The 25513-nt window shown below is 59.9% G+C and carries 28 protein-coding genes; 13 read left to right on the top strand and 15 right to left on the bottom strand.

Translation table 11 applies throughout. The annotated features are described in order from the left end of the window. Nucleotides 1–15 precede the first annotated feature (15 nt). Nucleotides 16–858, top strand: a complete 843-nt coding sequence (gene rsmA / locus ACR0CG_RS00880) for a 16S rRNA (adenine(1518)-N(6)/adenine(1519)-N(6))-dimethyltransferase RsmA (RefSeq protein WP_480522430.1) — start codon at nucleotides 16–18, stop codon at nucleotides 856–858. A gap of 52 nt (nucleotides 859–910) precedes the next feature. Here the strand turns inward: rsmA and ACR0CG_RS00885 are convergent, their stop codons facing one another. From ACR0CG_RS00885 to prfA, 3 genes are all read right to left on the bottom strand, one after another. Further along, complete coding sequence (locus ACR0CG_RS00885) at nucleotides 911–1498, bottom strand: DUF4167 domain-containing protein (protein ID WP_170610596.1); 588 nt, start codon at nucleotides 1496–1498, stop codon at nucleotides 911–913. 239 nt (nucleotides 1499–1737) lie between these two features. Further along, nucleotides 1738–2583 carry a peptide chain release factor N(5)-glutamine methyltransferase gene (gene prmC / locus ACR0CG_RS00890; RefSeq protein ID WP_321252548.1) on the bottom strand — a complete coding sequence of 282 codons (846 nt, stop codon included), beginning with the start codon at nucleotides 2581–2583 and terminating at the stop codon, nucleotides 1738–1740. Continuing rightward, nucleotides 2580–3635: a peptide chain release factor 1 gene (gene prfA / locus ACR0CG_RS00895; RefSeq protein ID WP_480522631.1), complete on the bottom strand. Its 1056-nt coding sequence runs from the start codon at nucleotides 3633–3635 to the stop codon at nucleotides 2580–2582. The genes prmC and prfA overlap by 4 nt, the downstream gene beginning before the upstream one ends. A gap of 63 nt (nucleotides 3636–3698) precedes the next feature. Between prfA and ACR0CG_RS00900 the strand changes: the two genes are divergently transcribed. Continuing rightward, nucleotides 3699–3986, top strand: a complete 288-nt coding sequence (locus tag ACR0CG_RS00900; protein ID WP_321252546.1) for a hypothetical protein — start codon at nucleotides 3699–3701, stop codon at nucleotides 3984–3986. Here ACR0CG_RS00900 and ACR0CG_RS00905 read toward each other — a convergent pair. From ACR0CG_RS00905 to ACR0CG_RS00920, 4 genes are all read right to left on the bottom strand, one after another. Continuing rightward, nucleotides 3927–4334 carry a DUF1499 domain-containing protein gene (locus tag ACR0CG_RS00905; protein WP_480522431.1) on the bottom strand — a complete coding sequence of 136 codons (408 nt, stop codon included), beginning with the start codon at nucleotides 4332–4334 and terminating at the stop codon, nucleotides 3927–3929. The two genes, ACR0CG_RS00900 and ACR0CG_RS00905, sit on opposite strands and share 60 nt — an antisense overlap. Nucleotides 4335–4397: 63 nt before the next feature. Then, nucleotides 4398–5345: an agmatinase gene (gene speB / locus ACR0CG_RS00910; RefSeq protein WP_480522432.1), complete on the bottom strand. Its 948-nt coding sequence runs from the start codon at nucleotides 5343–5345 to the stop codon at nucleotides 4398–4400. Nucleotides 5346–5409: 64 nt separating this feature from the next. Next, complete coding sequence (gene speB / locus ACR0CG_RS00915) at nucleotides 5410–6378, bottom strand: agmatinase (RefSeq protein WP_480522433.1); 969 nt, start codon at nucleotides 6376–6378, stop codon at nucleotides 5410–5412. A gap of 12 nt (nucleotides 6379–6390) precedes the next feature. After that, nucleotides 6391–7554, bottom strand: a complete 1164-nt coding sequence (locus tag ACR0CG_RS00920) for a M20 aminoacylase family protein (RefSeq protein WP_480522434.1) — start codon at nucleotides 7552–7554, stop codon at nucleotides 6391–6393. A 66-nt stretch (nucleotides 7555–7620) separates the two neighbouring features. On the opposite strand from ACR0CG_RS00920, the gene mazG reads away from it, so the two are divergent. The 3 genes from mazG (at nucleotide 7621) to ACR0CG_RS00935 (ending at nucleotide 9930) form a co-directional block, all read left to right on the top strand. Then, nucleotides 7621–8478, top strand: a complete 858-nt coding sequence (mazG, locus tag ACR0CG_RS00925; RefSeq protein ID WP_480522435.1) for a nucleoside triphosphate pyrophosphohydrolase — start codon at nucleotides 7621–7623, stop codon at nucleotides 8476–8478. 64 nt (nucleotides 8479–8542) lie between these two features. Next, on the top strand, nucleotides 8543–9484 hold the full coding sequence (locus ACR0CG_RS00930) for a nucleoside hydrolase (protein WP_480522436.1): 942 nt from the start codon (nucleotides 8543–8545) through the stop codon (nucleotides 9482–9484). After that, nucleotides 9481–9930: a GNAT family N-acetyltransferase gene (locus tag ACR0CG_RS00935; RefSeq protein WP_170610566.1), complete on the top strand. Its 450-nt coding sequence runs from the start codon at nucleotides 9481–9483 to the stop codon at nucleotides 9928–9930. Before ACR0CG_RS00930 ends, ACR0CG_RS00935 begins: the two co-directional genes overlap by 4 nt. Here ACR0CG_RS00935 and ACR0CG_RS00940 read toward each other — a convergent pair. From ACR0CG_RS00940 to ACR0CG_RS00965, 6 genes are all read right to left on the bottom strand, one after another. Further along, nucleotides 9927–10094, bottom strand: coding sequence for a hypothetical protein (locus ACR0CG_RS00940; RefSeq protein WP_170610563.1), 168 nt, complete (start codon nucleotides 10092–10094; stop codon nucleotides 9927–9929). The two genes, ACR0CG_RS00935 and ACR0CG_RS00940, sit on opposite strands and share 4 nt — an antisense overlap. Nucleotides 10095–10159: 65 nt before the next feature. Continuing rightward, complete coding sequence (locus ACR0CG_RS00945) at nucleotides 10160–10633, bottom strand: hypothetical protein (RefSeq protein ID WP_170805560.1); 474 nt, start codon at nucleotides 10631–10633, stop codon at nucleotides 10160–10162. 214 nt (nucleotides 10634–10847) lie between these two features. Continuing rightward, nucleotides 10848–12122 carry a phosphopyruvate hydratase gene (gene eno, locus ACR0CG_RS00950; RefSeq protein ID WP_480522437.1) on the bottom strand — a complete coding sequence of 425 codons (1275 nt, stop codon included), beginning with the start codon at nucleotides 12120–12122 and terminating at the stop codon, nucleotides 10848–10850. Between the two features lie 145 nt (nucleotides 12123–12267). Continuing rightward, nucleotides 12268–13149, bottom strand: a complete 882-nt coding sequence (locus ACR0CG_RS00955; RefSeq protein ID WP_480522438.1) for a DMT family transporter — start codon at nucleotides 13147–13149, stop codon at nucleotides 12268–12270. 136 nt (nucleotides 13150–13285) lie between these two features. Further along, complete coding sequence (locus tag ACR0CG_RS00960; protein ID WP_170610551.1) at nucleotides 13286–13699, bottom strand: Fur family transcriptional regulator; 414 nt, start codon at nucleotides 13697–13699, stop codon at nucleotides 13286–13288. Between the two features lie 78 nt (nucleotides 13700–13777). Then, nucleotides 13778–14482 carry an endonuclease/exonuclease/phosphatase family protein gene (locus ACR0CG_RS00965; RefSeq protein WP_170610549.1) on the bottom strand — a complete coding sequence of 235 codons (705 nt, stop codon included), beginning with the start codon at nucleotides 14480–14482 and terminating at the stop codon, nucleotides 13778–13780. A gap of 171 nt (nucleotides 14483–14653) precedes the next feature. Between ACR0CG_RS00965 and ACR0CG_RS00970 the strand changes: the two genes are divergently transcribed. Beyond that, the gene (locus tag ACR0CG_RS00970; protein ID WP_480522439.1) at nucleotides 14654–15619 is read left to right on the top strand and encodes a cation diffusion facilitator family transporter; all 966 of its coding nucleotides are present in this window, start codon (nucleotides 14654–14656) and stop codon (nucleotides 15617–15619) included. Between the two features lie 9 nt (nucleotides 15620–15628). Here the strand turns inward: ACR0CG_RS00970 and ACR0CG_RS00975 are convergent, their stop codons facing one another. Beyond that, nucleotides 15629–17047 (bottom strand): protein adenylyltransferase SelO, encoded by a 1419-nt coding sequence (locus ACR0CG_RS00975; RefSeq protein ID WP_480522440.1) that lies wholly within the window; start codon nucleotides 17045–17047, stop codon nucleotides 15629–15631. Nucleotides 17048–17132: 85 nt separating this feature from the next. On the opposite strand from ACR0CG_RS00975, the gene ACR0CG_RS00980 reads away from it, so the two are divergent. Next, entirely contained in the window at nucleotides 17133–17552 is a 420-nt protein-coding gene (locus ACR0CG_RS00980) for a cupin domain-containing protein (protein ID WP_480522441.1), read from the top strand. 4 nt (nucleotides 17553–17556) lie between these two features. Beyond that, the gene (locus tag ACR0CG_RS00985; RefSeq protein WP_480522442.1) at nucleotides 17557–18447 is read left to right on the top strand and encodes a fatty acid desaturase; all 891 of its coding nucleotides are present in this window, start codon (nucleotides 17557–17559) and stop codon (nucleotides 18445–18447) included. Between the two features lie 65 nt (nucleotides 18448–18512). Here the strand turns inward: ACR0CG_RS00985 and ACR0CG_RS00990 are convergent, their stop codons facing one another. Continuing rightward, nucleotides 18513–19640: an anhydro-N-acetylmuramic acid kinase gene (locus ACR0CG_RS00990; protein ID WP_480522632.1), complete on the bottom strand. Its 1128-nt coding sequence runs from the start codon at nucleotides 19638–19640 to the stop codon at nucleotides 18513–18515. 241 nt (nucleotides 19641–19881) lie between these two features. Between ACR0CG_RS00990 and ACR0CG_RS00995 the strand changes: the two genes are divergently transcribed. The 5 genes from ACR0CG_RS00995 (at nucleotide 19882) to ACR0CG_RS01015 (ending at nucleotide 25446) form a co-directional block, all read left to right on the top strand. Beyond that, entirely contained in the window at nucleotides 19882–21174 is a 1293-nt protein-coding gene (locus ACR0CG_RS00995; protein WP_480522443.1) for an MFS transporter, read from the top strand. 87 nt (nucleotides 21175–21261) lie between these two features. Further along, complete coding sequence (gene tyrS, locus ACR0CG_RS01000; RefSeq protein ID WP_170677471.1) at nucleotides 21262–22512, top strand: tyrosine--tRNA ligase; 1251 nt, start codon at nucleotides 21262–21264, stop codon at nucleotides 22510–22512. Nucleotides 22513–22738: 226 nt separating this feature from the next. After that, nucleotides 22739–24040 (top strand): agmatinase family protein, encoded by a 1302-nt coding sequence (locus tag ACR0CG_RS01005; protein WP_480522444.1) that lies wholly within the window; start codon nucleotides 22739–22741, stop codon nucleotides 24038–24040. Next, on the top strand, nucleotides 24030–24563 hold the full coding sequence (locus tag ACR0CG_RS01010) for a DUF3299 domain-containing protein (RefSeq protein ID WP_480522445.1): 534 nt from the start codon (nucleotides 24030–24032) through the stop codon (nucleotides 24561–24563). Before ACR0CG_RS01005 ends, ACR0CG_RS01010 begins: the two co-directional genes overlap by 11 nt. A 127-nt stretch (nucleotides 24564–24690) precedes the next feature. Then, complete coding sequence (locus tag ACR0CG_RS01015; protein ID WP_480490101.1) at nucleotides 24691–25446, top strand: 3-hydroxyacyl-CoA dehydrogenase; 756 nt, start codon at nucleotides 24691–24693, stop codon at nucleotides 25444–25446. The last annotated feature ends 67 nt before the right edge of the window (nucleotides 25447–25513 follow it).

A 25513-nucleotide genomic window follows, 5' to 3' on the forward strand; every position in this document is an offset into this window, starting at 1 on the left:
CACGGTAATCGGATCATGAGCGCAATCGACACCCTCCCCCCTCTGCGCGAAGTCATCGCGTCACATCAGCTCTCGGCCCGCAAGTCGCTGGGTCAGAACTTTCTGCTCGACCTGAACCTGACCGCGAAGATCGCCCGTCAGGCCGGGGATCTGACCCAATGCGATGTGCTGGAAATCGGGCCGGGCCCCGGCGGACTGACCCGTGGCCTGCTGTCCGAAGGCGCGCGCAAGGTCGTCGCGGTCGAAAAAGATACGCGCTGCATCGCCGCCCTGAACGACATCGCCGCCGCCTATCCAGGCCGGCTCGAAGTAATCAACGGCGACGCTCTGGAAATCGACCCTCTGGCCCATCTGACCCCGCCGATTCGCATCGCAGCCAACCTGCCGTACAATGTCGGCACCGAACTGCTGGTGCGGTGGCTCACACCGCCCAAATGGCCGCCGTTCTGGCAAAGCCTGACTCTGATGTTCCAGCGCGAAGTGGCCGAGCGTATCGTCGCCCAACCCGGAAGCAAGGCCTATGGCCGCCTCGCTATCCTGGCCCAGTGGCGAGCCGAGGCGCGTATTGCCATGTCCCTGCCGCCCGGCGCGTTTACTCCGCCGCCCAAGGTTTCAAGCGCAGTGGTCCACCTGACCGCCCTGCCCGAGCCGCGTTTCCCGGCAAATGCTGCAACACTGTCCCGCGTGGTCGCCGCCGCATTCAACCAGCGCCGCAAGATGCTGCGCGCCTCGCTGAAAGGCGTGGCCCCGGATATCGAGGATCGTCTGCTGGCTGCCGGTATCCAGCCCACGGAACGGGCCGAACAGGTCCCTCTGGAAGCCTTCTGCGCGCTGGCGCGTGAAGTTTCCAAAGGCTGAAACAAAAAACCCCGGGCGTAACCCGGGGCTTCTTCTCAACCGATACGAGCGCTTACTCAGCCGCTTCCGGCGCGTCGCCTTCACTTGAAGGCGCTTCTTCAGCAGGTGCAGGCGCGGCCTTGGGCTTACGGCCCCGGGGCTTGCGCGCGGGTTTTTCCTTTTTCTCGGGCGTTTCGGCGACCGGCGCATCCTCTTTGCTTTCCGGCGTCTCGACCAGACCCGATTCCGGCGTTGCCTCCTCAGAACCGAAATCCATCACGTCGGGCTGCGGTGCCTCGGCCGGGTCTGCCTGGCGGGCAGCTTCACGTTCCTGACGTTCGGCGCGTTCGCGATCGCGTTCGGCCTGGCGCTCGCGATTCTGGCGCTCCTGCTCTTCGCGGCGCGCATCAATCTCGCGCTGCGCTTCGCTCAGCATGCGCAGATAATGCTCGGCGTGCTGCTGGAAATTTTCGGCCGCCACGCGGTCGTTGGACAACTGCGCGTCACGCGCCAGCTGATTGTACTTATCAATGATTTGTTGCGGCGTGCCACGCACCTTGCCCTCGGGGCCTGAACTGTCGAAAACCCGGTTTACGACGTTACCACCAGAAGGGCGATTGCGGTTATTCTTGGCCCGCGAGCGGGATTTTGAAGATCTCATCTTACTTTACGTCAGCCTTGTCATTCGCTGTCGATCAACCCGTACCTTACGCTGCTCAGAGGCTTGTCCCGTACCGCGTCATCGACTTTTTTGGGCTTGGCGTCAGGGGTGCGCTGCAAAAGCGCCAGCCTCGCTGACTACTCTGAGTAAGCATGTCCTGCCCGCGCAGACAAGGGGTTTATCGGATATTTCGCAGCTTTTTTACTTTCGCAGGCGCATTTCAGCCTCAGTTTTCGGGCCTAACCGGGCATTCTTGCGACAATTACCCGATCCCGCCCGTCCAGATCGGAAATGACACGAATTTCCGCCAGTCCGGCGGCATCAAACAACGCGGACACATAGTTGGCCTGCGTCGGTCCGATTTCGACCAGAAGACGCCCGCCCCGCGACAGAAAATCCGGGGCCGATGACGCGATCCGACGATACGCATCTAGCCCGTCGCCCTCATCTGTCAACGCTAGTCGCGGTTCATGTTCGCGTACTTCGGGGGAAAGCTCCTCCATTTCGGAAAGCGAGATATAAGGCGGGTTCGAAACGATCAGGTCAAACATGCCATCAACCGCCCCAAACCAGTCGGAATGCCAGACATCGATGCGGGCCTGCACCTGATGCTGCACCGCATTGGCGCTGGCCTGCAAACAGGCGGCTTCGCTGAGGTCGACACCAACCCCGGTTGCGCTGCGCCGCTCGGCCAGCAGCGTAATCAGAATACAACCGGACCCGACCCCCAGATCCAACACCCGGTCAAAAGGTTCGCTCAGGGCCGCTTCAATCAATACTTCCGTTTCGGGGCGCGGGTCCAGAACATCACGGCTGACGCGAAACCGGCGGCCGTAAAACTCGCGCTCTCCCAACAGGTGCGAGACCGGAACGCGTATGGCCCGAAGCGAGATCAGCTGGTCGTAGCGCTCGGCGATATCCGGCGACAGCTCCTCGGGCGCGATCAGAGTGACCCGGCTGGCTTCGATCCGGGCCGCATGAGCAAGCAACAGCCGCGCGTCCCGCGCCGGATCTTCAACGCCTGCCGCGCGCAGCCGGGCAGTTGCCGCCACCATCGCCTGCGCCGCAGTCTGCGCCCCGGTCATTGCGCCATCTCGGCCAGAAGCCGCGCCTGATCATCTGCGGTCAGCGCATCGATCACCTCTTCCAGATCGCCCTGCATCACCTGATCCAGCTTGTACAGAGTCAGATTGATACGGTGATCCGTCATGCGACCTTGGGGGAAATTATAGGTCCTGATCCGCTCGGACCGGTCGCCCGAGCCGACCTGACTGGCCCGATCCGCCGAACGCTCGCTGTCGATTCGCTGCCGCTCCAGATCGTAAAGCCGCGTTTTCAGCACCTGCATCGCAATCTCGCGGTTGCGGTGCTGGGATTTCTCGGAACTGGTTACCACGATGCCGCTGGGCAGGTGGGTGATCCGTACGGCCGAGTCGGTGGTGTTCACGTGCTGACCACCAGCACCGGAAGACCGCATCGTGTCGATGCGGATGTCACCCGCGTCAATCTGGATATCCACGTCCTCAGCCTCGGGCAAAACTGCCACCGTAGCCGCCGAGGTGTGAATTCGTCCGCCACTTTCGGTTTCTGGCACCCGCTGCACCCGATGCACGCCGGATTCGTATTTCATGCGCGCAAAGACGTTGTCACCCTTGATATGGGCCACCACTTCCTTGATCCCGCCCAGATCGGAGGCTTGCTCCTCGATGATTTCGAACTGCCATCCCCGCGCTTCGGCATAGCGCTGATACATGCGCAAAAGGTCTCCGGCGAACAATGCGGCCTCATCCCCGCCGGTGCCGGGACGGATTTCCAACATCGCCGGGCGCGCATCCGCTGCGTCCCGCGGCAACAACGCCAGTTGTAACGCGTGCTCTGCGTCGGGAATACGTGCCTGCAACGCCGGGATTTCCTCCTCGGCCAGTTCCTTCATGTCGGGGTCGGCCAGCATCACCTTTGCCTCGGCCAGATCGGCCACGAGCTGTCTCCAGGCCATGATCTGATCAACCACCGGCTTGAGGTCAGAATATTCCTTGGCCAATGCCGCAATATCACCGCCCGACGCGCCATCTGCCATGGCCGCTTCGAGGTACTGGAATCGCTGAGTTATCTGTTCAAGGCGTTCTTCGGGGATCATGCGCGGGGTGTCTATCATCCGGGGGCTTTGGTCAAGGGCAAGCCTTGTGCTAAGCTGTTATTCATGAAACGGATCGTGCTTGTTCTTGCCCTCTGCGCGGCACCTGCCATGGCCGATGTGGTCGGCCCCGGCGGCAAGGTTCAGGATTGTTATTGCACCGATAAATCCGGCACCCGCGTCGAACTGGGAGAGATGATCTGCCTGCAGGTCGATGGCCGCATGTTCATGGCCCAATGCCAGATGTCACTGAACGTCCCCATGTGGCGCGAGGTGCAGGAGGGGTGCCTGTCCTCAGGGCTGCAACAAAGCCAACCACCGGTCGACACGAACCCGGTTTACCCCAAAATCTGAACGCCCGAACCGCAATCTGCCGTGAATGCGCAGGATGTCCCCGTCTTGCTGTGCCGTTGTGTAATCGGGAAACCCTAATGTCGGTGTTCGGGTGACATATGTCACCATTCCATCACCAACCGACCCGGCCAAAACCGTTGTCCGTGGAGCGGCCCTTGCAATTGTATCGAAACGCGCCAACCCGTCCGGACCGGTTTCAACCACGCGCACCACGCCGCCTTTCATGTCCCGGTCCGAGTTACCAACCGGCGCGACGTGCCATGTCACGGGATCGGACGGAGCCAGCCGTATGAAAGCCGCCAGTCCAACCACCAGCGCAACACAAAGCCACAGCACCATCTTTGTCATCCCGATCCCAACCCTTTGACAAACCCTAGCCGGATCGGGATGCGGGGCAATATGCGACCCCGGTTATCGTGACGTCACTCCGGGCAGGATGCAGATCAATTCAAACAACAGGTTCGCCGCTGTCAGCGCCGTGTTGCCGGACGGATCGTAGGGCGGCGAAACCTCGACCAGATCACAGCCCACGACATTCATGCCCCCAAGCGCATGGATCAGTTGAAGCGCCTGCGGTGTGGTCAGCCCCGCAATCTCGGGTGTCCCGGTGCCGGGCGCATAGGCCGGGTCCAGACTGTCAATGTCGTAGGTGATGTAAACCGGATGATCCCCTACAGACTTGCGGATAAGCGAGCCGATCTCGGTCAGGTTCTGCTGCCACAGTTCCCAGGCCGGATATTGGCGGAAACCCCATCCCTTCGCTTCAGTGAAATCGCTGGCGGCGTAACCGGACCCGCGAATTCCGATCTGAAAGGTCTTGTCGGGAATGATCAGCCCCTCTTCGTAGGCGCGGCGGAAGACGGTGCCATGGGTCTCACGCTCGCCAAACATCTCGTCATTCACGTCCGCATGGGCATCCACATGCACCAGGGCGACCGAACCGTGCTTTGCCGCAATCGCGCGCAGGATCGGCAGGGTGATCGAATGATCGCCCCCCATCGCCACCGGGGTCACGTTCTGCGCCAGAATGCCGTCATAGCTGTCCTTTATGATCGTCAGACTGTCAGCCAGCGAAAACGTATTGATCGCCAGATCGCCGATATCGGCAATCTGCAAACTGTCAAACGGCGCGGCGAATGTCGCCATGTTATAGGGCCGGATCATCGCGCTTTCACTTCGGATCTGTTTCGGCCCGAACCGCGTGCCCGACCGCCACGAGGTGCCGATATCCATTGGAATACCCAAAACCGCCACATCCAGCCCCTCAAGCGAGGCCGCCTGCGGAAGGCGCATGAAGGTGTTCGGTCCCGAAAACCGGGCCAGATCATTGCCGCTGATCGGTTGGTTGAAATCTGCCATGCCTGTTTTCCCTTCTGCCCGGTCACACAATCAAGCAAATACCGGAAGTATGACTAACCAAATGTTAAACCGGAGCCAGCTTGTTCCAGCCCAGCAGGCAAATGATCTGCGTCGCCACATGCGCCCCGGCAATCGCGGTGGCGCCGGAGGTGTCGAACGGAGGCGAAACCTCGACCACATCGCCGCCCTTGATGTTGATCCCGGCGATGTCGCGCAGAATGATCTGCGTCTGGATCGAGGTCAGCCCGCCCCAGACAGGCGTCCCGGTACCGGGTGCAAAGGCAGGGTCCAGCCCATCAATGTCAAAGCTCAGGTAAACGGGACTGTCGCCCAGAATACCCTTGATCTTCTGCGCCACGGCGGCAGGGCCGGACTCATACACTTCGCGCGCGTCGATGATGTTGACGCCCAGCGTATCCTCGTTGTGTGTGCGAATCCCCACCTGAACCGAGCGCTTCGGGTCCACGATCCCGGATTTCACCGCCTTGTAGAACATCGTGCCGTGGTCCACGCGGGACATGTCGTCATCGGCCCAGGTGTCCGTGTGCGCATCGAATTGCAGCAGCGATATCGGCCCGTATTTCTCGGCATAGGCCTTCAGGATTGGAAAACTGATGTAGTGGTCCCCGCCCAGCGTGACCGAGGCGACATTCGCCTCCAGAATGGTGCGGATGTGATCGGTCAGCGTGTCGGGAAAGGCCGGGATGTTGGCATAGTCGTAGGCCATGTCGCCATAGTCGACGATGGCCAGTTCGCTGAGCGCATCAAAGGGCCAGCCATAAGGCGCATCGGGCGATTGCAGGGCGCTGGCCTCGCGGATCGCGCGGGGGCCCAGACGGGTGCCGGGGCGGTTGGTGACGGCCTGATCAAAAGGTACGCCTGTCACGGCGATGTCAACTCCGTTCAGATCCTTGGTATACAGCCGCCGCAGGAACGAGGTCGCGCCCCCGAACGTGTTCTCGTAGGACAACCCCTTGAGGTCGGGATTGGTGAACGCCTCATCCACTTGGTTTTTTGCGTCTTCCAGTGCCATGTCTTCTCCCTGTCAGCCCAGCGGCTGCGCCTTTTCCACGATCCGGGCAAAGAATGAGGCCCCGATCGGTGCGATGTCGTCGTTGAAGTTGTACTTCGGGTGATGCAGTCCTGCACCTTCACCCTGTCCCAGAAACAGATATGCGCCGGGACGTGCCTGCAGCATATAGGAAAAATCCTCGGCCCCCATCTCGCGCCCGCTATTGGCCGTGACCCGGTCATCGCCGGAAACCTCGCGGGCGACTTCAGCCGCAAATACCGCCTTGGCGTCATCGTTAACCGTGGCTGGGTAACTGACGTCATAGTCCAGCCGCGCTTCGACACCGTAGGATACCGCCTGCCCCTGCACGATCTGCTCCATCCGCTCCATCACCATCTTCTGCACATTGGGATCAAAGGTGCGCACGGTGCCGTTTATATAGGCCGTGTCGGGAATCACGTTGTTCACGGTTCCGGTATGAATCTGCGTGACCGAAACCACCAGATCATCCAACGCGTAGTTATTGCGGCTGACGATGGTCTGGATCGCCTGCGCGATACCGCAGGCCGCCATCACCGGATCGCGGGTTTCATGCGGCATCGCGCCATGGCCGCCCCTGCCCTTTATATGCACCTCGAACGTGTCGACCGCCGCCATGATCGGGCCGGGCGTTGTGTGGAACGCCCCTTCGGCAATGCCCGGCGCGTTGTGCAGCGCATAGACCTGCGAGATGTCAAACCGGTCCATGATGCCTTCTTCCACCATCACGCCGGCCCCGCCGCCTTCTTCCTCGGCGGGCTGAAAGATAAGTGCAACCCGCCCCCGGAAATTTCGTGTCTCGGCCAGATACCGCGCGGCCCCCAGCAACATGGTCGTGTGCCCATCATGGCCGCAGGCATGCATCTTGCCCGGATTCGTCGAGGCATAGGCGACACCAGTCTCCTCCGTGATCGGCAGCGCATCCATATCCGCACGCAGGCCAATGGTCGGCCCTTCACCCTGCCCGTTGATGATGGCGACCATGCCGGTTTTGGCGATGCCTTCGTGCAGTTCATCCACGCCGAACTCGCGCAGACGGTCCGCGACAAAAGCCGCCGTTTCATGGCATTCGAACTCCAGTTCCGGGATTTTATGCAGGTGCTGGCGCCATGCGGCCATATCGGCAGAGAAATCGGCAATTCGGTTGACGACGGGCATCGGGGGTGGACTCCTGATCCAAGCTGCGGGATGGATGCATCTGACACCGGAACAAGGGGCTTCGCAATGGCTGAAAATCCGCTGATCACCGACCCTGACGCTGGGATCGAGCGCTTGCTGGAAATCATGCGCCGCCTGCGCGACCCCGAATCGGGCTGTCCGTGGGATATCGAACAAGATTTCGCGACCATCGCCCCCTACACGATCGAAGAAGCCTACGAGGTCGCTGACGCCATCGAACGTGAGGCGTATGACGAGCTGAAGGGCGAGTTGGGAGACCTGCTGTTTCAATCCGTCTTTCACGCGCAAATGGCTGAAGAGGCTGGGCATTTCACCTTTCAGGACGTGGTTCGCACCATGTCGGACAAGATGGTCGACCGCCACCCGCATGTGTTCGGCGACGAGTCCCGCGACAAGTCCGCCGAACAACAGACAGCGGACTGGGAAACCATCAAGGCGGCAGAGCGTGCAGGCAAGAAACAGAAAGGAGCGTTGGACGGGGTTGCGGCCAACCTGCCTGCCCTGCTGCGTGCCCATAAACTGCAAAAACGCGCCGCCCGGGTCGGATTTGATTGGCCCGATGCCAGCCACGTGTTGGCCAAGATCACGGAAGAGGCCGCTGAACTGGAAGAGGCGCGCGACAGCATGGATGCCGACGCGCTCGAGGACGAATTCGGTGATCTGCTGTTCGTGATCGTCAACCTTGGCCGCCACTTAGGCATCGAACCCGAGGCCGCCCTGCGCCGCACAAACGCCAAGTTCACCCGCCGCTTCGAGAAGGTCGAAGCCCGGCTGGCCGAACGCGGTAAGACGCCCACCCAAAGTGATCTGGCCGAGATGGATGCGCTGTGGGACGAGGTGAAAATCGAGGAACACCGCGCCAATGGCAAACTCCCGCCGGTAAGCGCAACAACCGGGGCCTGAAACAACTGGACAAGACACGCTCAGCTTGTCAGTGTCCGACCTTCACCACCCCCGGAGGCAGAGCATGACCGCCCGCAAGATCATAATCGACACCGATCCCGGACAGGACGATGCCGTCGCCATCCTGCTGGCGCTGGCCAGCCCCGAAGAGGTCGAGGTTCTGGGCATCACCGCCGTCGCCGGAAACGTGCCGCTGGAACTGACGGCCAAGAATGCGCGTATCGTCTGCGAACTGGCCGGTCACACCGAAGTGCCCGTTTATGCCGGATGCGACCGCCCGCTGAACCGCCCTCTGATCACTGCGGAACATGTGCACGGTAAAACCGGCCTGGACGGCCCTGTTCTGCCCGACCCGCAGATGCCGCTGGCGCAAGGCCACGCGGTCGATTTTATCATCGACACCCTGCGTACACAGGCACCGGGGACCGTGACGCTTTGCCCGCTGGGTCCGCTGACCAATATCGCAACGGCGTTTCAGAAGGCCCCCGACATTGTCGACCGCGTTCAGGAAATTGTCCTGATGGGCGGGGCTTATTTTGAGGTCGGAAACATCACCCCAACAGCGGAATTCAACATTCACGTCGATCCGGAAGCTGCTGATATCGTGTTCAAATCCGGAAGGCCTATCGTCGTCATGCCGCTGGATGTCACTCACAAGGCACTTGTCACCAGACCCCGAAATGACGCCTTCCGCGCGCTCGGCAACAAGGTCGGCATCGCCGTGGCCGAAATGACAGATTTCTTCGAGCGGTTCGACATGAACAAATATGGCAGCGAAGGCGCTCCGCTGCACGATCCCTGCGTCACCGCCTATCTGATCCGTTCCGACCTGTTCAGCGGGCGTCACGTCAATGTCGAGATTGAAACCCATTCAGAACTGACCATGGGCATGACCGTCGCAGATTGGTGGGGCGTCACCGACCGCGCACCAAACGCCACATTCATGGGCGATGTGGACGCTGATGGTTTCTTTGCACTACTTACAGAAAGGCTGGCCCGGCTATGACCGCAGCACTCCGCCTCGCCCGACCGGACGACCTGGACCGCCTGATGACGCTGGTTTCCGCATTCCATGCCGAGACCGGAATTGAACAGGATGCCGACCAGCGGCGCGAAGCTCTGCGTCCCCTTCTGGAAGGAATCCCGCATGGGTGCATATACCTGATTGGCCCCGGCCGGGCTCCGCTGGGCTATATCATCCTGACTTTCGGGTGGTCGGTCGAGTTCGGCGGCATGGACGGCTTTGTCGATGAAATCTACATCCGCCCGGCCGTGCGTGGACGCGGTATCGCTTCCGAAGTGCTGCACGATCTGCCCAAAGCCCTTGCCGAGGCCGGAGTGACGGCCCTGCATCTGGAAGTCGATCGCACCAATGACGCTGCGCAAAAACTCTACCTGCGCAGCGGCTTCAAGGCCCGCGACCGCTATATGCTGATGAGCAGAACGCTCTAGCGGCTTTCCCCGCGGAAGATCACATCGGGGTTATACATTTCCTGAACCGGGTCATCCTGAGACACCTGCATCCCTGTGATCGGGTAGGTATCGGGTCCTGCGCAGGCCGCAAGGAAGGATACGGACAGGGCCGAAACCATCAGAAGGAATTTTGATACAGACATCGTGAGCTCCTTTCTGCAATGCAATCAGGATAACTCATGTTGAGACACCGCCGTTAGGAACAAGTTCACACATAACGATATAATACTCGGCCATTTTCCGCCGATATGTCTGTTTTCGCGGTCTTTTGACCAGCATATTCACTGCTAGAGCATTGATAACCATAGACGATCCAGCGATCGGACTTTTCGAGCGTTTTCCTAATTTCGTCTCGGATTTTTTGAATATTTTCTGTCCTCGCATCCCGAAATTTACACTTTCGCGACAAAACGCGCCCCTTTGCCACAACCTGAAAGCGATACGGAGAACTGAGATTTTCACCACATGCTCCAGTGACAGACAGCAAGGCGGCAGCTTGAAAACGCCCCCCATCAAAAGCCCTATCGTTTGTAACACATAGAATGAGCAACCGATCTGGCACCTGTTTGACGCCGCTCTGGTTCTCCCAAGCCCTGGATGGGCGAACATAGACCCGATTGCTGATCAGCTCGGTTCTACCACACTGCTGCGCCCCACAACTCGGCCAGAACCCGTCAAACAATCATGTTTCCCAAGCTGCTTGCCGAATGGCATGAACCGGGCGACTACGGGAACTCTTGTCCGAGGCACCTATCCCCAATTCACTGAAATGCCGTACCCCGCCCCCGCCTAATCGGCGAGGGAGGAACATGTTTTTTTGACACGCGGGCCAAAGCATCTGACTCCGCAATGATCTTCAGTCAGGATTCTTATTATTTTTGCCGAAAGGCTCCGACTCAGCGCAGGATCGATGCTCCGGCATATTCCGCGACCTCACCCAGTGACTCCTCGATCCGGATCAACTGGTTGTACTTGGCCAGCCGGTCCGACCGCGCGAGCGAGCCGGTTTTGATCTGACCACAGTTAGTTGCAACCGCCAGGTCAGCGATGGTTGCGTCCTCGGTCTCGCCCGAGCGGTGCGACATCACATTGGTGTAGCGTGCGCGATGCGCCATATCGACAGCGCGCAGGGTCTCGGTCAGCGATCCGATCTGGTTTACCTTGACCAGCATCGAGTTGGCACAACCGCGCTCGATCCCTTCGGCCAGACGCGCCGGGTTAGTTACAAACAGATCATCACCCACCAACTGTATCTTGTCGCCGATCATGTCGGTCAGAGCTTTCCAGCCGTCCCAGTCATCCTCGGACATGCCGTCTTCGATCGAGATGATCGGGTAATCCTTGACCAGCGCCGCCAGATACTCGGCATTTTCCTCGGACGTCAGCGAGATATTCTCGCCCGACAGGACGTATTTGCCGTCCCTGTAGTATTCGGTTGCCGCACAATCCAGCGCCAGGTGGATTTCCTCGCCCGGCTTGTAGCCTGCCTTTTCGATGGACTGCAGGATGAAATCCAGAGCCTCGCGGGTGGATGCAATATTGGGGGCAAAGCCGCCCTCATCGCCGACACCGGTGGCCAGACCAGCGGCTGACAACTCGCGTTTCAGCGTGTGGAACACCTCGGACCCCATGCGCACGGCTTCGCGGATATTCGCGGCCGAGGTGGGCATGATCATGAATTCCTGAATGTCTATCGGGTTGTCTGCATGTTCACCGCCGTTGATGATGTTCATCATCGGTACAGGCAGAACACGGGCCGAAGTGCCGCCCACATAGCGATACAATGGCTGCGTGGTGAAATCCGCTGCGGCCTTGGCAGTCGCCAGCGAGACACCCAGGATTGCGTTTGCGCCCAGACGGCCCTTGTTTTCGGTCCCGTCCAGTTCGATCATCGCCTGATCGATCGCCACCTGCTCGGTCGCGTCATAGCCCACCAGTTCTTCCGCGATCTCACCGTTCACGGCGGCGACGGCTTCCAGAACGCCCTTGCCCATATAGCGCGACTTGTCGCCATCGCGCTTTTCCACCGCTTCATAGGCGCCGGTTGATGCGCCAGAGGGCACAGCGGCGCGGCCCATGGTGCCGTCTTCCAGGATCACGTCCACTTCGACCGTCGGGTTGCCCCGGCTGTCCAGAATTTCACGTGCATGGATGTCGATGATGGTGCTCATAAGGCCCGTCCCTGTGGCTGCGTTCAGTTGCACGCCTCATACCATCACCGGGTGAAAAGTAAACCGGTCATGTTATCGCTAACACGCTAATCAGGTGGCCTTTAGGGCTAACAGCATCCTGTTTGCGCCAACCTGCGACGATCCGTCAGGCCGCAACCGCCATGGCACGCGCCAGACGGCGCTCGCGAACAAAGGTGTAAAGGCCGGAACCCATGATCAGCATGGCACCGGCCAGTGTCATCTGGTCGGGACGTTCGCCGAACATCAGCATCCCTGCGGCAATCGAGAAGACCAGGCGGGTGTACCGGAATGGCGTCAGGGCCGACGCCTCACCGATCCGCATCGCGGTTACGATGCCATAATATCCCAGAACGCCAAACCCGATCGCGCCAAGATAAGGACCGATCTGCGCCGTTTGCAGCGGAATGACCGGTTGAGCCGAAAACACCATCAGAACCGCACCGGCAAACGCCACCGCGATGTAGGCCTGCAGCGCCACAACAGATGACGCGACGCGAACATCAAGTTTCCGCGTGATCAGATCCCGCGCCGCAATGGCAATCACGGTTGCCACGACAAACAGGGACTCGGGCTGGAAACCCTCAAGTCCGGGACGAATGATCATCAGAACACCGATGAAACCAACGCCAATCGCGCTCCACCGCCGCCAGCCTACCTGTTCCCCCAGAAACAGCGCCGCCCCCATGGTCACCGCCAGCGGCATCGCCTGGAACACAGCTGCAACTGTGGACAGGTCGACAAGCGACAGGGCGGTAACAAAGGTCAATGCCCCCACCGCTTCGGTCGCGGCACGGGCCAGCGGCAACGGCTGCCACGCCACCGGATCAAGGATGCGTTTGCGTGTGGCCAACGACATCAGCACGAAAACAAGGCTGCAAAACAGCCCCAGAACAATCATGATCTGGCCGGTCGAAACACTGGTCGACAGATGCTTGATGAACATGTCTTCAAGCGAAAAGGCCACCATCGAGCCAATGATCAGCAATATGCCGTTTACGTTATTCATGCGCGTGTCCGTTTGGGTGGGCTGAAAAAATCTGAGCCTGTGAGTCACCAAAACCGGAACATTCGCGACGTCGCAAGCCGGATTACGACAGGTATAATGAATTGATTTGAAGCGACCAATCGCTTTTCGTGATAGGTCAGTCCTGTTCCAGCGGCACACCATACAGTTCCAGCCGGTGCCCTTTCAGCTTGTAGCCCAGCTTGGCGGCAATCTTTTCCTGCAGTGCCTCGATCTCGGGATCAACGAACTCGATCACCTCGCCCGACTGCATGTCGATCAGATGATCGTGGTGATCGCGCTCGGCGTCCTCGTACCGCGCGCGTCCGTCGCCGAATTCCAGCCGCTCCAGTATTCCCGCCTCTTCGAACAATTTGACGGTCCGGTAGACTGTTGCAATGGAAATGCCGGAATCAACGGCCGAGGCGCGCGTGTACAGTTCTTCGACATCCGGATGGTCTTCGCTTTCCTCCAGCACCTGGGCAATTGTGCGGCGCTGCCCCGTCATGCGCAGCCCTTTGGCTTCGCATCGGGTGATGATCGTATCCGGCATGATGACCCCCAGAAGTGTTCGGGTTTCTGTCTTAGTACGTCTGCACGGCGCGCGCCACAGGTGATTTTCCAGTGCGCCCTAGACTGCAGACCGCAGGTCAGCCCAGACCGGCAGATGATCCGACGCAATATGCGCCGGCCGCGCGTTATGTACACCGTGCAGCATTGCCTCAAGGCCGCCGCCCAGCGCGATTCGGTCCAGCGCGCCCAGGGGTTGCGCCGCCGGAAAGCTTGCGACCGGAGGCAGAAACCGCATGCCCGGAACCAGGTGATCCAGCACGGGCTGACGCGACCATTCGTTGAAATCCCCCGCCCAGACAGTCGGCATACTGTTCTGCCCCGCATCGCTGCGCCTGAGTTGCGTCAACTGCTGGCGGCGGGATGCGGGCAGCAGGCCCAGATGCATCCCCATAACCCGAAGCGGACCAATCTGAGTATCGAATTCGACCTGAACGGCCCCGCGCGGCTCCAGCCCCGGCAACTCGTGATGGGATGCGCTGCGCACCTGTATGGCGTCACCCCGCCAGATTACTGCGTTGCCGTGCCAGCCCAGGCTGCCCGCGCCGCCCAGATCGACAATGTTCCAGCCAGCTTCGTCCAGCATGAAATGCGGCAGCGCCGCAGGCCGGGGCGGCAGACGTTTGTCGGCCTCCTGCAACACCACGATATCCGCTTTCATTCCCTCCAGAACCTGAAGGATACGCTGCGGCTGACGCCGAAGGTCCAGCCCGACGCATTTCTGAATGTTGTAACTGGCAAGTCGAAGGGTCGGCGAACGGGTCATGGGCTTCCGGTTGTCGTAGACCTCTAAGATTGCGTCGCCCGTTCCCGTGTGCAACCCCGGAATACTTGTTTTTCGGTGCAAAATCCGCGCAGTTCAAATCATTGGCGAAATGCACGCTATTGACTATTTGTGCAGCGGATTGATGTTACTTCGGGGTAAAACGGGATGGCAATGCCGGACACTGACAACAAGAAACGCCTCGAAGGTCGGTCGCTACTTGTGGCCATGTGGGGCAACCTGTTCATGGCCGGGGCCGGTATTCTGGCCGGTATCCTGTCAAACTCCAATGCCATCATGATGGATGGCCTGTTTTCATTGATCGGTTTCGGCTCTGCCGTTCTGGGCCGCCGGATCAGCCAGCGCGTCGGCGCAGGACCCGACAAGCTGCGCCCCTTCGGATATGCGGCGGACGAGGCCATCTTCTCCACCTTCCGTGCCCTGTCGCTGCTGGGGCTTGTCCTGTTCGCTATCACAAACGCAATCAAGAACATCTACAGCTATCTAAGCGGCATTGATCCCGAGCCGCTGAATTTCGCGCCGATGTTCGTGTATTTCGCAACGATCGGGGCCACCTGTCTTTTCCTTTGGGCCTTTCATCACTTCACCTGGCGCAAGACCGGAAAGAACAGTTCGATCCTGCGTCTGGAGGCCCGCGCTTCGCTTTTCGATGGTATGATCACCGCCGCCGCCGGACTGGGGCTGGGCGCCATCTACCTGTTCCGCGATGGCCCCCTTGCGCCCATCGCTCCGATCGGGGACTCGATCATCGTTCTGGTGCTCTGTCTGCTGGCTGTCGGTACCTATTTTCGCGAGTTCCGGGGCGGTTTGGGAGAACTGGCGAACGTCACCGCAAACCCCGAACACCTGGCGACCGCGCGCCGGGCCCTGCGCGAAGCCATCGCCGAAGACGGTGGTACCTTGCGGGACATGTCCGTGACAAAACAGGGGCGCAGCTTTCTGGTGACGGTCTACTATGATCCGGGCCGCCCCGTCACTGCAGACGAAATCGACACCCTGAACTTGCGCATGATCAGCGATGCACGAACCGCGTTGCCTGAATCGGATGTGTTGCTTTTGGTCACCCAGTACCAGCGGCGCTGGCCGGACACGATCAACCCGTATCAGGCGACACCCTAACCTCTGCGCTCACGTGCCACAGAAGGTCGCCCGGACCACTTCATTCTCGGTCGGGGGTCGCATCAGGTCGGCCGCATCAGGCTGATCCACGTATGGGTTCGCCAGTACCTTGTTCAGACGGTGAAACGGCGCGTAGTCCCCTTTCACGGCGGACTGAATCATCTGTTCGACACGGTGATTGCGCGGGATGAAAGCCGGATTGGCCATTGCCATAACGCTTTGCGGGTCTGCCTCGCGTACCAGACGCGCGCTCCATCCTTCGGCCCAGGCGTCAAACGCCTCGCGCTCGGTGAACTGGTCCCGTGCCGCATCGCTGCCCAGCGCGCGGAAAGTATTTGTGAAATCGGCACCGTTCTGGGCCATCCGCGTCAGCAGGTCGGAAATCATCTCAAGATCGCCGTCCTCTGCCGTTGCAAGCCCGATCTTGGCCCGGAACCGGCGTAGCCAGTTCGCCTGCAGCAGCTCGGGCATGGCGTGCACGACCTCAGTCGCCTCCTCGACGGCGGCTTCCTTGTCCTCCATCTGCTGGATCAGCGATGTGGCCAGTTGCGCCACATTCCAGACGGCAACCTCGGGCTGGTTGGAATAGGCATACCGCCTCATCCGGTCAATCGAGCTGTAGACCGTGTTCGGATGATAGCTGTCCATGAAGGCACACGGCCCGTAATCGATGGTCTCTCCGGCAACCGAGCAATTGTCGGTGTTCATCACCCCGTGAATAAACCCCACACTCATCCAACCCGCGATCAATTGCGCCTGCGCGTCGACAACCGCACGCAGCAGGCCCATGGGGCCCTCTGTGTCGGGATAATGGCGCGCAATCGCGTAGTCCGTCAGCCGTTTCAAACTGTCCAACTGCCCGCGCGCGGCAAAGACCTGAAACGTACCCACCCGCAGATGGCTTTGCGCCACACGGGTCAGAACCGCGCCGGGCAACGGACCTTCCCGCAGAACAACCTCACCTGTTTCCACTGCCGCAAGCGCCCGGGTCGTCGGGATGCCCAGCGCGTGCATGGCTTCGGAAACCACGTATTCGCGCAGCACAGGACCCAGCCAGGCGCGTCCGTCCCCTTGCCGCGAAAACGGGGTCGGTCCGGACCCTTTCAACTGAATGTCACGGCGCACCCCATCCGTGCCGACCGTCTCACCCAAAAGCACGGCGCGGCCATCGCCCAGTTGCGGATTGTAGTGCCCGAACTGATGCCCGGCATAAAGCTGCGCCAACGGTTCGGCCCCTGCAGGCACGGCGTTTCCGGCAAAGGTCTCGGCCATTTCCTGCACATCACCCGCAGAAATTCGCAGAACCTTGGCCAGATCGGCATTGAACGCGATCATCTGCGGTGCTCGAACGGGAACCGGCGCCTGTCGCGCAAAAAACGTATCCGGCAGCCGGGCGTAGGAATTGTCAAAGGGGATCGTCAGGGTCATGCGCCAAACATATGGCCTGTGCCTGCGATTGCCATAGCGGATTGCGCCATCCCGTGCATAATTGACCCGAACATCCGAGGATCAAATGACCGCACAAGAGATGATCAATCACCTGCAAATGCAGCGCCACCCTGAAGGCGGCTGGTTCCGGGAAACCTGGCGCGCCAGCAATTCAGGCCGCGCCACTGGAACCTGCATCTATTTCCTTCTGCAGCAAGACGAAAGCAGCCACTGGCACCGTGTCGATGCCACGGAAATCTGGCTTTACCACGCCGGCGCGCCGTTGGTCCTTTCGCTGAGCGCAACCAGCCACGGCCCGGCCACCGATCACCTGCTCACCCCCGATCTGTCTGAGGGTGAGCCGCAACTGATCGTGCCGGAAAACCACTGGCAATCCGCCCGCAGCACCGGCGCCTATACATTGGTCAGTTGCACGGTCTCACCGGGGTTTAAGTTCGAAGGCTTCGAACTGGCCGAACCCGGCTTCGACATCCCGCGCAGCTGACCCCATGGATCACCGCGCGCTCGTCTCTTCCATCCCGGCAGACACAAAGGACCGTCTGCAAAGACGCTCGGACATCTTCGGGTTGAAACATCTTCTGATCTATCTTGGGATTCTGGCTGCAACCAGTGCCGGCATCGCTGCACAAATCCCGTTCTGGCCCGTTCTGCTCTTACCGCAGGGCATTCTTCTGGTCTTCCTGTTCACGCTCAGCCACGAATGCACCCACAAAACCCCGTTTCGGACCGGATGGCTCAACGACGCGGTCGGCCACGTGGTCTCGGTTCCCATCGCGCTGCCCTTCACATGGTTTCGCTTTTTCCACCTGGCCCACCACAAATGGACCAATCACCCGCAGAATGACCCCGAGCTCGACGGCAAGCCCCGCCCGGACAACTGGCGCAGCCTTGCGGTCTACCTCAGCGGCCGGCCCTACTGGTCCGGCATGGCACGGGTGATGTTCCGCAACGCCCGCGGCAGGATCGACGCCCCCTACCTGCCCGCCCGCCAGCACCGCGCAATCCGGGCCGAGGCGCGCTGTCTCCTGTCCCTCTACACCCTCGCGGTCCTCAGCCTGTTGTTTTCCCCAACCCTCTTCTGGCTGTGGATCCTTCCGGTTCTGATCGGCCAGCCGTTCCTGCGTCTCTACCTGTTGGCCGAACACGGCCTCTGCCCGCCCGTCGCCAACATGCTGGAAAACTCGCGCACCACCTTTACCAACAGGCTGATCCGCTTTCTCGCCTGGAACATGCCCTACCACGCGGAGCACCACGCGTTTCCGAACGTCCCGTTCCATCAGTTGCCCGAACTGCACCGCTGGACACAGGCGCATCTGAAATCCACGTCAAACGGCTATGCCGAATTCACCTCGGACTACACCCAAAGCCTTAGCCGTTAGGATCCGTTCTTCATCTGGCCACAACTATCCCGGGGTGAGGCCGCAAAGCCGAGGGGCAGCGCCCCTTACCCGCCAACCGCGACCCCAGGGGACGGCGAGGATACAATCCCGCCCCCCACCAACGCCTTGACCCCGGTTGTTCCCGGGCACGAGGTCGGCAGCCCCCGCGCGACGCGCACGGCGAGATAGGCAAAAGCCTGCGCCTCCAGCATGTCGCCATCCAGTCCGACGGCCTCGACCGGTTCGACGGGACAGTCCAGTGACACACTTAGCATCTTCATCAGCACCGGATTGCGCCGTCCGCCGCCCGTAACCAGCACTCGTTCGGGCGGTTTCGGGCAATGCTCCATCCCCTGCGCCACACCGGCCGCGCACATTCCGGTCAGGGTTGCGACCGCATCCGCATCGCCGAGCTCTTTGACCAGTTCAATCATCTCGGCAAAATCGTTGCGATCCAGTGATTTCGGCGGCATACGGGCAAAGAACGGCTCGGCCAGAAACAGCTCAAGCGCGCCGGTCTCCACCGAACCGCCCTGCGCCACAGCCCCGTCCCGATCCATTGGCAAACCCAACCTCGCCTGCATCAGATCGTCAACCGGCGCATTGGCCGGACCCGTGTCAAAAGCCAGCAGCGCGCCCGGCACCTCTGGTCCGGCACAGGCCGGATCCACATAAGTCAGGTTGCCGACCCCGCCAAGGTTCAGGAAACACAGTGGCCGGGTCGCGCCAATCCATTTGGCGCAGGCAAAGTGAAAGAACGGTGCCAGCGGCGCCCCCTCGCCCCCCATCGCCACGTCGTCGCTGCGGAAATCCCAGACCACCGGCAAGCCCAGCGCCTGCGACAGGCCAACGCCATCGCCAACCTGCAACGTCCCTTGTGTTTTCGGCGCATGGGCCAGGGTCTGTCCGTGAAACCCGATGACGTCCACCTCTTCGAACTCTGACAGAAGCTCGGCATGGGCGCGGGTCACCAACTCCTCCGCCGCGTCGACCTCGGCGCCGTGCCAGCGTCCCAGCGCCCTGCGCAACAGCGCGCGTTCCTCATCCGAATACGCGCGGTACAGGCTTTCCCCAAACCCGAGAATCTCACGACCGTCTGTTACCACAACAGCTGCATCCACCCCGTCCAGGGATGTGCCTGACATGGCGCCCAAAGCTCTGACGGACCCGTTTTTCTTGATGGCCTGCCCCACGCTTGTCTCTCCTGCAACTTCATTCTGCGCCTGAAATCCCGGCGTCAGGCTCAACCTGCCCATGTATAGCCGCACAAAGCAAGTCGCATGGAATTCGCCGATCACAAGGCAACCGGAATCGTTGCCTCAAATCTATATCCAACCCGGTACCGCGATCTGACTGTGGCGGGATTTGCGAAAAAGTGACGGAGTATGGCAAGTTACAACCATATGGAATTCAGAACACCCGAGTCATTACCTGATGCAGCGACCGGACACACCCGAGGGCACCAATCCGATTGAGGCCCGCAACTACCAGCTGATTTTCTGGTCAGGCGCGCTGGCGACGATCGGCGGGCAACTGGTCAACCCCCGGCTGGTTCTGCCATTCCTCTATCTTGCGCTTGCTGCCCCCACCTTCGTTGCAGGCCTGCTGCTGCCGTTTGTCACCGGCGCAAGGCTGATCGCTGAAATCTTCGTCTCGCCCTTCATCAACCGCGTGACCCGCGCGAAAGTGGCGGTCTATATCCCAAACATCCTGACCGGGGCCATCCTGGCCGTCGTGGCGTTGTTTGCCACCAACCTGCCACAGATCATGGTGGTCGCATTGTTCCTGATCACCGCGATCATCATGGGCCTGTGTCAGGGGATCACCAGCCTCGGCACCAGCCAGATCTACGGCGTGTCGGTTCCCAAGGCCAAGCGTAACCGGATGGTCTTTGCCCAGGCCACGATCTCGGGCGTTCTGGCCATTGCGATCGTCTGGATCACCAAGGATCTTCTGGCCTCAGAAGAACCCCTGCAACGCCATATCGTCGTCATGTGGTGCGGTGTTGTCGCGATGTTTGCCGCCGGTATCAGCTTTGCCGGTGTCCGCCTGCTTGAGGAAGAACACGCTGCCAAACCCGCGCCGGCACAAAAGCCCAAACCCCTCGCCGAGCTTGCCACCGGCTTCAAAACCGGCATGGCCCTGGGCTGGTATCGCAAATTTCTGACCGCCCGTATGATCTTCATCTCGGTGGAACTGGCCATGCCGTTCTACACCATCCACGCGGCGACCTACCATGTGGGCACCAAACACTCACTCAGCTACTTCGTCATGGCCGCCAGCGCAGGTGTCGTGATCGGCTCGGTCGTCTGGGGCTGGCTCAGCGGGCGCATATCGGTCAAGCCGGTCATGTGGCTGGGGTGCCTGATTTCGATGATATCGGCCATTCTGGCGCTGGCGTTCACGATGCTGGGTTACGCACAGAACGTCTGGCTCTACGCGCTGGTGATCCTGCTGCTGTCCGTCGGAGGTAATGGCGTGATCTACGGTCGCTACCTCTATCTGATCGAGTTGACCGAGGAAAAGGAACGTCCCTACCTTGTAGCGCTGGGGGACGTGATTGCCGGATTGGTCGGCATCGTGTTCGCCGCCATTCTTGGCGCCGTGGCCCATCTGCATGACCCGGTCACGCCCATTTTCGTGCTGGCGGTGCTGAACCTGATCGCAATGATATACGCGTTCAGCCTGCCACCGGTCGACCAGTCACCTGAACCGAAAGACCCCTAGGCATCGATCTCAGCGAAAAAGGTGCCTTTCCCTTACCCATCCCGCCGCCTATACAGTGCCCCGCAACATCAACCCCGAGGGCACGATATGAACTACCACCCCAAATCGGATTTCATCGCCACGATGATCGAGCGCGGCTTTCTCGCCGACTGCACCGATTATCAGGGCCTTGACGACGCGCTGATCAGCGGGGTGCAAACTGCCTATATCGGATATGACGCCACGGCGCAGTCGCTGCACGTGGGTCATTTGATGAACATCATGGTTCTGCGCTGGCTGCAAAAGACCGGCCACAAGCCGATTACCCTGATGGGCGGCGGCACGACCAAGGTGGGCGACCCCTCGTTCCGCTCGGACGAGCGCCCTTTGCTGGGCCCCGAACAGATCGACGCCAATATCGCGGGCATGAAGCAGGTTTTCGCCAAATACCTGTCCTATGACGACAGCGAGACCGGCGCGCTGATGCTGAACAATGCCGAATGGCTGGACGGTCTGAACTACCTCGATTTCCTGCGCGATATCGGGCGGCATTTCTCAGTCAACCGGATGCTGAGCTTTGAATCGGTGAAATCACGGCTGGATCGTGAACAATCGCTGAGCTTCCTCGAGTTCAACTACATGATCCTGCAGGCCTACGACTTCCTCGAGCTGAACCGCCGCTATGGCTGCGTTCTGCAGATGGGCGGTTCAGACCAGTGGGGCAATATCGTCAACGGCATAGACCTGACCCGCCGGGTTCTGGATCAGGAGATTTACGGCCTGACCACACCGCTGCTGACGACCAGCGATGGCCGCAAGATGGGCAAGTCGCAGGGCGGCGCGGTCTGGCTGAACGGTGACATGCTGAGCGCTTACGAATTCTGGCAGTTCTGGCGCAACACCACCGACGCAGATGTGGGCCGCTTCCTTAAAATCTTCACGGAACTCCCTGTCGAGGAATGCAACCGCATGGGCGCGCTGGCCGGGTCCGAGATCAACGAGGCCAAAATCCGTCTCGCCAATGAGGTCACCACCCTGCTGCACGGGGCCGACGCCGCCGCGACGGCAGAAGCCACCGCCCGCGAGGTTTTCGAAAAAGGCGGTGTCGGAGGTGATCTGCCTACCCTAACCCTCAGCGTGGATGAACTGGGCGACGGCATGTCCATCGTGCAGATCATCGTGAAATCCGGCCTGGCAAAATCGGGCAAGGAAGCCAAACGCCTGATCGCCGAAAACGGCGCCAAACTGGACGACGCGCCGTTGACGGATGCGGGCCTGATGATCGACGCAGGCGCGCTGTCGTCGCCGATCAAGCTGAGCGCCGGAAAAAAGCGTCACGCGCTGGTGCAGCTGGGCTGAAGACAAATACAATTCTTCGAAGCGGCCACCTGACCGGTGGCCGTTTTCGTTTGACCGCCAAGCTTAACCATGGGCGGAGCGCCAGCTAAGTGGACAAGGTCGCAAGTCTGGAAAAGAAACTCTGGATTTGCAGGAGGAAAAACAGGCTGACAAAAGGCCTTACATCCCAGTGCAAAGGACGTACCCGAGCCAGAACTTGCGAAAAACTGCAGTTTCGGCGATAGTTTTGGTTAAGCCAAAACCAAGGGAGGGGCTTCCGGTGTTTCAAAGTCTCCAATTCACGCTCGCTGTTTTGTGCGTTGCCTTTGCAAGTTCCGCAAACGCTCAAATTTATGGTCATGAATTCGAAGGTGCCCAAGCACCGATCCGTGAGGGGGAACAACCCGTTATTCCTTTGGACACTGAAGATCCAACTTACAATGCATGGCGCACTCCTTTGCCAAGTTTTGAAGGAGAGCGTGAAGGACGAGAACCCGGGGTTGTCGACCCTCAGCGTTTCCCTGGCCAAGGCTATATGCAACTCCCAACTTTCTTGCACCAACCGTTAGCATTCACGCCCGGCGATCTAGCCGCTGCTGAAGTTGACGTCGCCATCATGGGTGCCTTTACTGACATGGGGACCGGCGCACGCGGGGCGTCGCGCGGTCCGAATGCAGTTCGTAACTCCTCGTTGTATCTCGGCCGTGGGGCGCGGCAGCCGCATATGCACGTCATGGTTGATCCGCTGCAGGAAATGACAGTTGTTGACTACGGAAACGCCCCGAACGACATCATGAGCACCGAGCGCACAATTCATGCGGTCCGTTCTTTTGTTGGTCAGGCAGCGGCAGTGCAACACGCTGACGGCAGCCATGTGATACCTTTTATTGTTGGTGGTGATCATTCATTGATGTATCCGAACGTGGCAGCCATGACGGACGTTTATGGCAAGGGTAACGTGGGCGTCGTTCATTTCGATGCACACTACGATGCCGGAAAGTATGGCTTTGGACACCTGATCAACCATGGCATGCCTGTTTTCAGGTTGATCGAAGAAGACTTGGTCGAGGGCAAAAACTTCATTCAAGTCGCATTGCGCGGATACTACCCGGATGAAAAAGCGTTTGAGTGGATGCGCACCAACCAATTCCGCTATCATACCATGGCCGAGATCGAACATCGCGGCTGGGACGCGGTTATGGAAGACGTCATTGCGGAAGCAAATGACGGGCCGGAGTTTATCTATATCTCTTTCGACATCGACACTTTTGACCCGGCATTTGTCCCCGGCACGGGAACGCCCGAACCTGGCGGCCTGATGCCGCGCGAGATCTTTCCGATAATTCGTCGTCTCTGCGCCGAGTCGAATGTGATTGGGTTCGAAATTGTCGAACTGGCTCCGTTGATGGACCCAACCTACGTTTCGGCTTTGAATGCCAATCGAACGATCAGGGAATGCCTGACCGGCATTGCGATGCGTAAACAGGGTCTGACCGAACCGGATTACAAAAGCCCGCTCACTGTTTCACACGGTCAGAATGACAATTAGACTTCTTGTCTGTTCAGTCTTCTTTGTTTCTCTGACCGGTTTGGCAGCACAGTCCGAGCCGCAGAAGATTTCGTGGTCAGATCTTCGCGAAGGCCGCCTTGTCGAGTGCGCTCAGTTTTTGGATGAATACCTGTCAAACCCAAGTTGCCTGCCCAGAGACTTAAGCGATCGTATGCTATCGATGCAGATTGCCGAATGCGTGCCGGGGAACTCTGACCTGGAAGGCGATCTTGTTCTCATTGCCGGGTACGCTCATCCCGTTGAGTTTGAATTCAAGGACGTGAAAGACTTCCTGTTAGTGCCTCTGTTGTCTCAGACGTGCCGGCATCCAACCGCACCACTTCCTGATCAGGTAATTTCTGTTGAGTATCCGGAAGGCGTCGACATATCTGCGGATCCGGTTTGGGTGACAGGTGAAATCTTCATCCGACAGTCTCAGAGCGAACTCGCGCCTTCAGTCTACAAGATCAAAGCTTCGGACGTTGTTACAGCAACCATTCCTGACGTCTCAGCCGCCGAGTGAAACCACCCGTCAGGCGATAAACTACCCATTTGGGACGGAAACGGACCTTCATGCACACACGACTGGACAGGCATAGCCTCTTCCCATTAAATGAACATACGTTCAAATCACCGCAGAGGAGCCCGCCATGCAATTGTCCACCACAGCCGCGATCGTCACCGGCGGCGCATCCGGATTGGGCGAAGCCACTGCCCGCTATTTTGCCGAAAACGGTGCTCAGGTCACGATTCTGGACCGGGACGCCGACCGGGGAACGCAGGTGGCAGAGGATATCAACGGGCACTTTGCGAATACGGATGTAACTGACGAGGCCTCGGTCTCTGCTGCCATCGCATTGGCCACGGACAAGATGGGCAAGATCACGGCCGCCGTGAACTGCGCCGGTATCGCTTATGGCATCAAGACGGTCGGCAAGGATGGCCCCCACCCGCTGGACGCGTTCCAGCGAACCATCGACATCAATCTGGTCGGCACCTTCAACGTGTCACGTCTCGCCGCAACCGAGATGGCGCGGAACGAACCCGAACCCGACGGCGCACGCGGGGTGATCATCAACACGGCGTCGATCGCGGCTTTCGACGGACAGAAAGGTCAGGCCGCCTATGCTGCCTCCAAAGGTGGCGTGGTGGGCATGACCCTGCCCATGGCCCGTGATCTGGCCTCGACCGGCATACGCGTCATGACCATCGCGCCCGGTATCTTCATGACCCCGATGCTGGCCGGGTTGCCGGAAGAGGTGCAGCAGCAGCTTGCCGCCGACGTGCCCAACCCGCCCCGTCTGGGTGATCCGCGTGAATACGGGCGGCTGGCTGGATTCATAGTCGAGATGGGTTACCTGAACGGCGAAGTCATCCGCATCGACGGCGCGCTGCGCATGCGCTGATGCACCGAATACGGCCGCAGGAATTTGGTACAAATCAAACACACCCGCGATGGCGGGACGTACAAAA

Source organism: Ruegeria sp. AB8, from assembly GCF_056542605.1.

Excerpts from the sequence above, each read along its gene's own strand:
- ACR0CG_RS00960 (WP_170610551.1), bottom strand. The coding sequence starts at position 13,699 with ATGCCGGATACGATCATCACCCGATGCGAAGCCAAAGGGCTGCGCATG.
- prfA (WP_480522631.1), bottom strand. The coding sequence starts at position 3,635 with ATGATCCCCGAAGAACGCCTTGAACAGATAACTCAGCGATTCCAGTAC.
- ACR0CG_RS00885 (WP_170610596.1), bottom strand. The coding sequence starts at position 1,498 with ATGAGATCTTCAAAATCCCGCTCGCGGGCCAAGAATAACCGCAATCGC.
- rsmA (WP_480522430.1), top strand. The coding sequence starts at position 16 with ATGAGCGCAATCGACACCCTCCCCCCTCTGCGCGAAGTCATCGCGTCA.
- ACR0CG_RS01015 (WP_480490101.1), top strand. The coding sequence starts at position 24,691 with ATGCAATTGTCCACCACAGCCGCGATCGTCACCGGCGGCGCATCCGGA.
- ACR0CG_RS00965 (WP_170610549.1), bottom strand. The coding sequence starts at position 14,482 with ATGACCCGTTCGCCGACCCTTCGACTTGCCAGTTACAACATTCAGAAA.
- ACR0CG_RS00980 (WP_480522441.1), top strand. The coding sequence starts at position 17,133 with ATGACCGCACAAGAGATGATCAATCACCTGCAAATGCAGCGCCACCCT.
- ACR0CG_RS00900 (WP_321252546.1), top strand. The coding sequence starts at position 3,699 with ATGAAACGGATCGTGCTTGTTCTTGCCCTCTGCGCGGCACCTGCCATG.
- ACR0CG_RS00995 (WP_480522443.1), top strand. The coding sequence starts at position 19,882 with ATGCAGCGACCGGACACACCCGAGGGCACCAATCCGATTGAGGCCCGC.
- ACR0CG_RS00905 (WP_480522431.1), bottom strand. The coding sequence starts at position 4,334 with ATGACAAAGATGGTGCTGTGGCTTTGTGTTGCGCTGGTGGTTGGACTG.
- eno (WP_480522437.1), bottom strand. The coding sequence starts at position 12,122 with ATGAGCACCATCATCGACATCCATGCACGTGAAATTCTGGACAGCCGG.
- mazG (WP_480522435.1), top strand. The coding sequence starts at position 7,621 with ATGGCTGAAAATCCGCTGATCACCGACCCTGACGCTGGGATCGAGCGC.
- speB (WP_480522432.1), bottom strand. The coding sequence starts at position 5,345 with ATGGCAGATTTCAACCAACCGATCAGCGGCAATGATCTGGCCCGGTTT.
- ACR0CG_RS01010 (WP_480522445.1), top strand. The coding sequence starts at position 24,030 with ATGACAATTAGACTTCTTGTCTGTTCAGTCTTCTTTGTTTCTCTGACC.
- ACR0CG_RS00970 (WP_480522439.1), top strand. The coding sequence starts at position 14,654 with ATGCCGGACACTGACAACAAGAAACGCCTCGAAGGTCGGTCGCTACTT.
- ACR0CG_RS00920 (WP_480522434.1), bottom strand. The coding sequence starts at position 7,554 with ATGCCCGTCGTCAACCGAATTGCCGATTTCTCTGCCGATATGGCCGCA.
- speB (WP_480522433.1), bottom strand. The coding sequence starts at position 6,378 with ATGGCACTGGAAGACGCAAAAAACCAAGTGGATGAGGCGTTCACCAAT.
- ACR0CG_RS00930 (WP_480522436.1), top strand. The coding sequence starts at position 8,543 with ATGACCGCCCGCAAGATCATAATCGACACCGATCCCGGACAGGACGAT.
- ACR0CG_RS00985 (WP_480522442.1), top strand. The coding sequence starts at position 17,557 with ATGGATCACCGCGCGCTCGTCTCTTCCATCCCGGCAGACACAAAGGAC.
- ACR0CG_RS00940 (WP_170610563.1), bottom strand. The coding sequence starts at position 10,094 with ATGTCTGTATCAAAATTCCTTCTGATGGTTTCGGCCCTGTCCGTATCC.
- ACR0CG_RS00955 (WP_480522438.1), bottom strand. The coding sequence starts at position 13,149 with ATGAATAACGTAAACGGCATATTGCTGATCATTGGCTCGATGGTGGCC.
- prmC (WP_321252548.1), bottom strand. The coding sequence starts at position 2,583 with ATGACCGGGGCGCAGACTGCGGCGCAGGCGATGGTGGCGGCAACTGCC.
- tyrS (WP_170677471.1), top strand. The coding sequence starts at position 21,262 with ATGAACTACCACCCCAAATCGGATTTCATCGCCACGATGATCGAGCGC.
- ACR0CG_RS00975 (WP_480522440.1), bottom strand. The coding sequence starts at position 17,047 with ATGACCCTGACGATCCCCTTTGACAATTCCTACGCCCGGCTGCCGGAT.
- ACR0CG_RS00935 (WP_170610566.1), top strand. The coding sequence starts at position 9,481 with ATGACCGCAGCACTCCGCCTCGCCCGACCGGACGACCTGGACCGCCTG.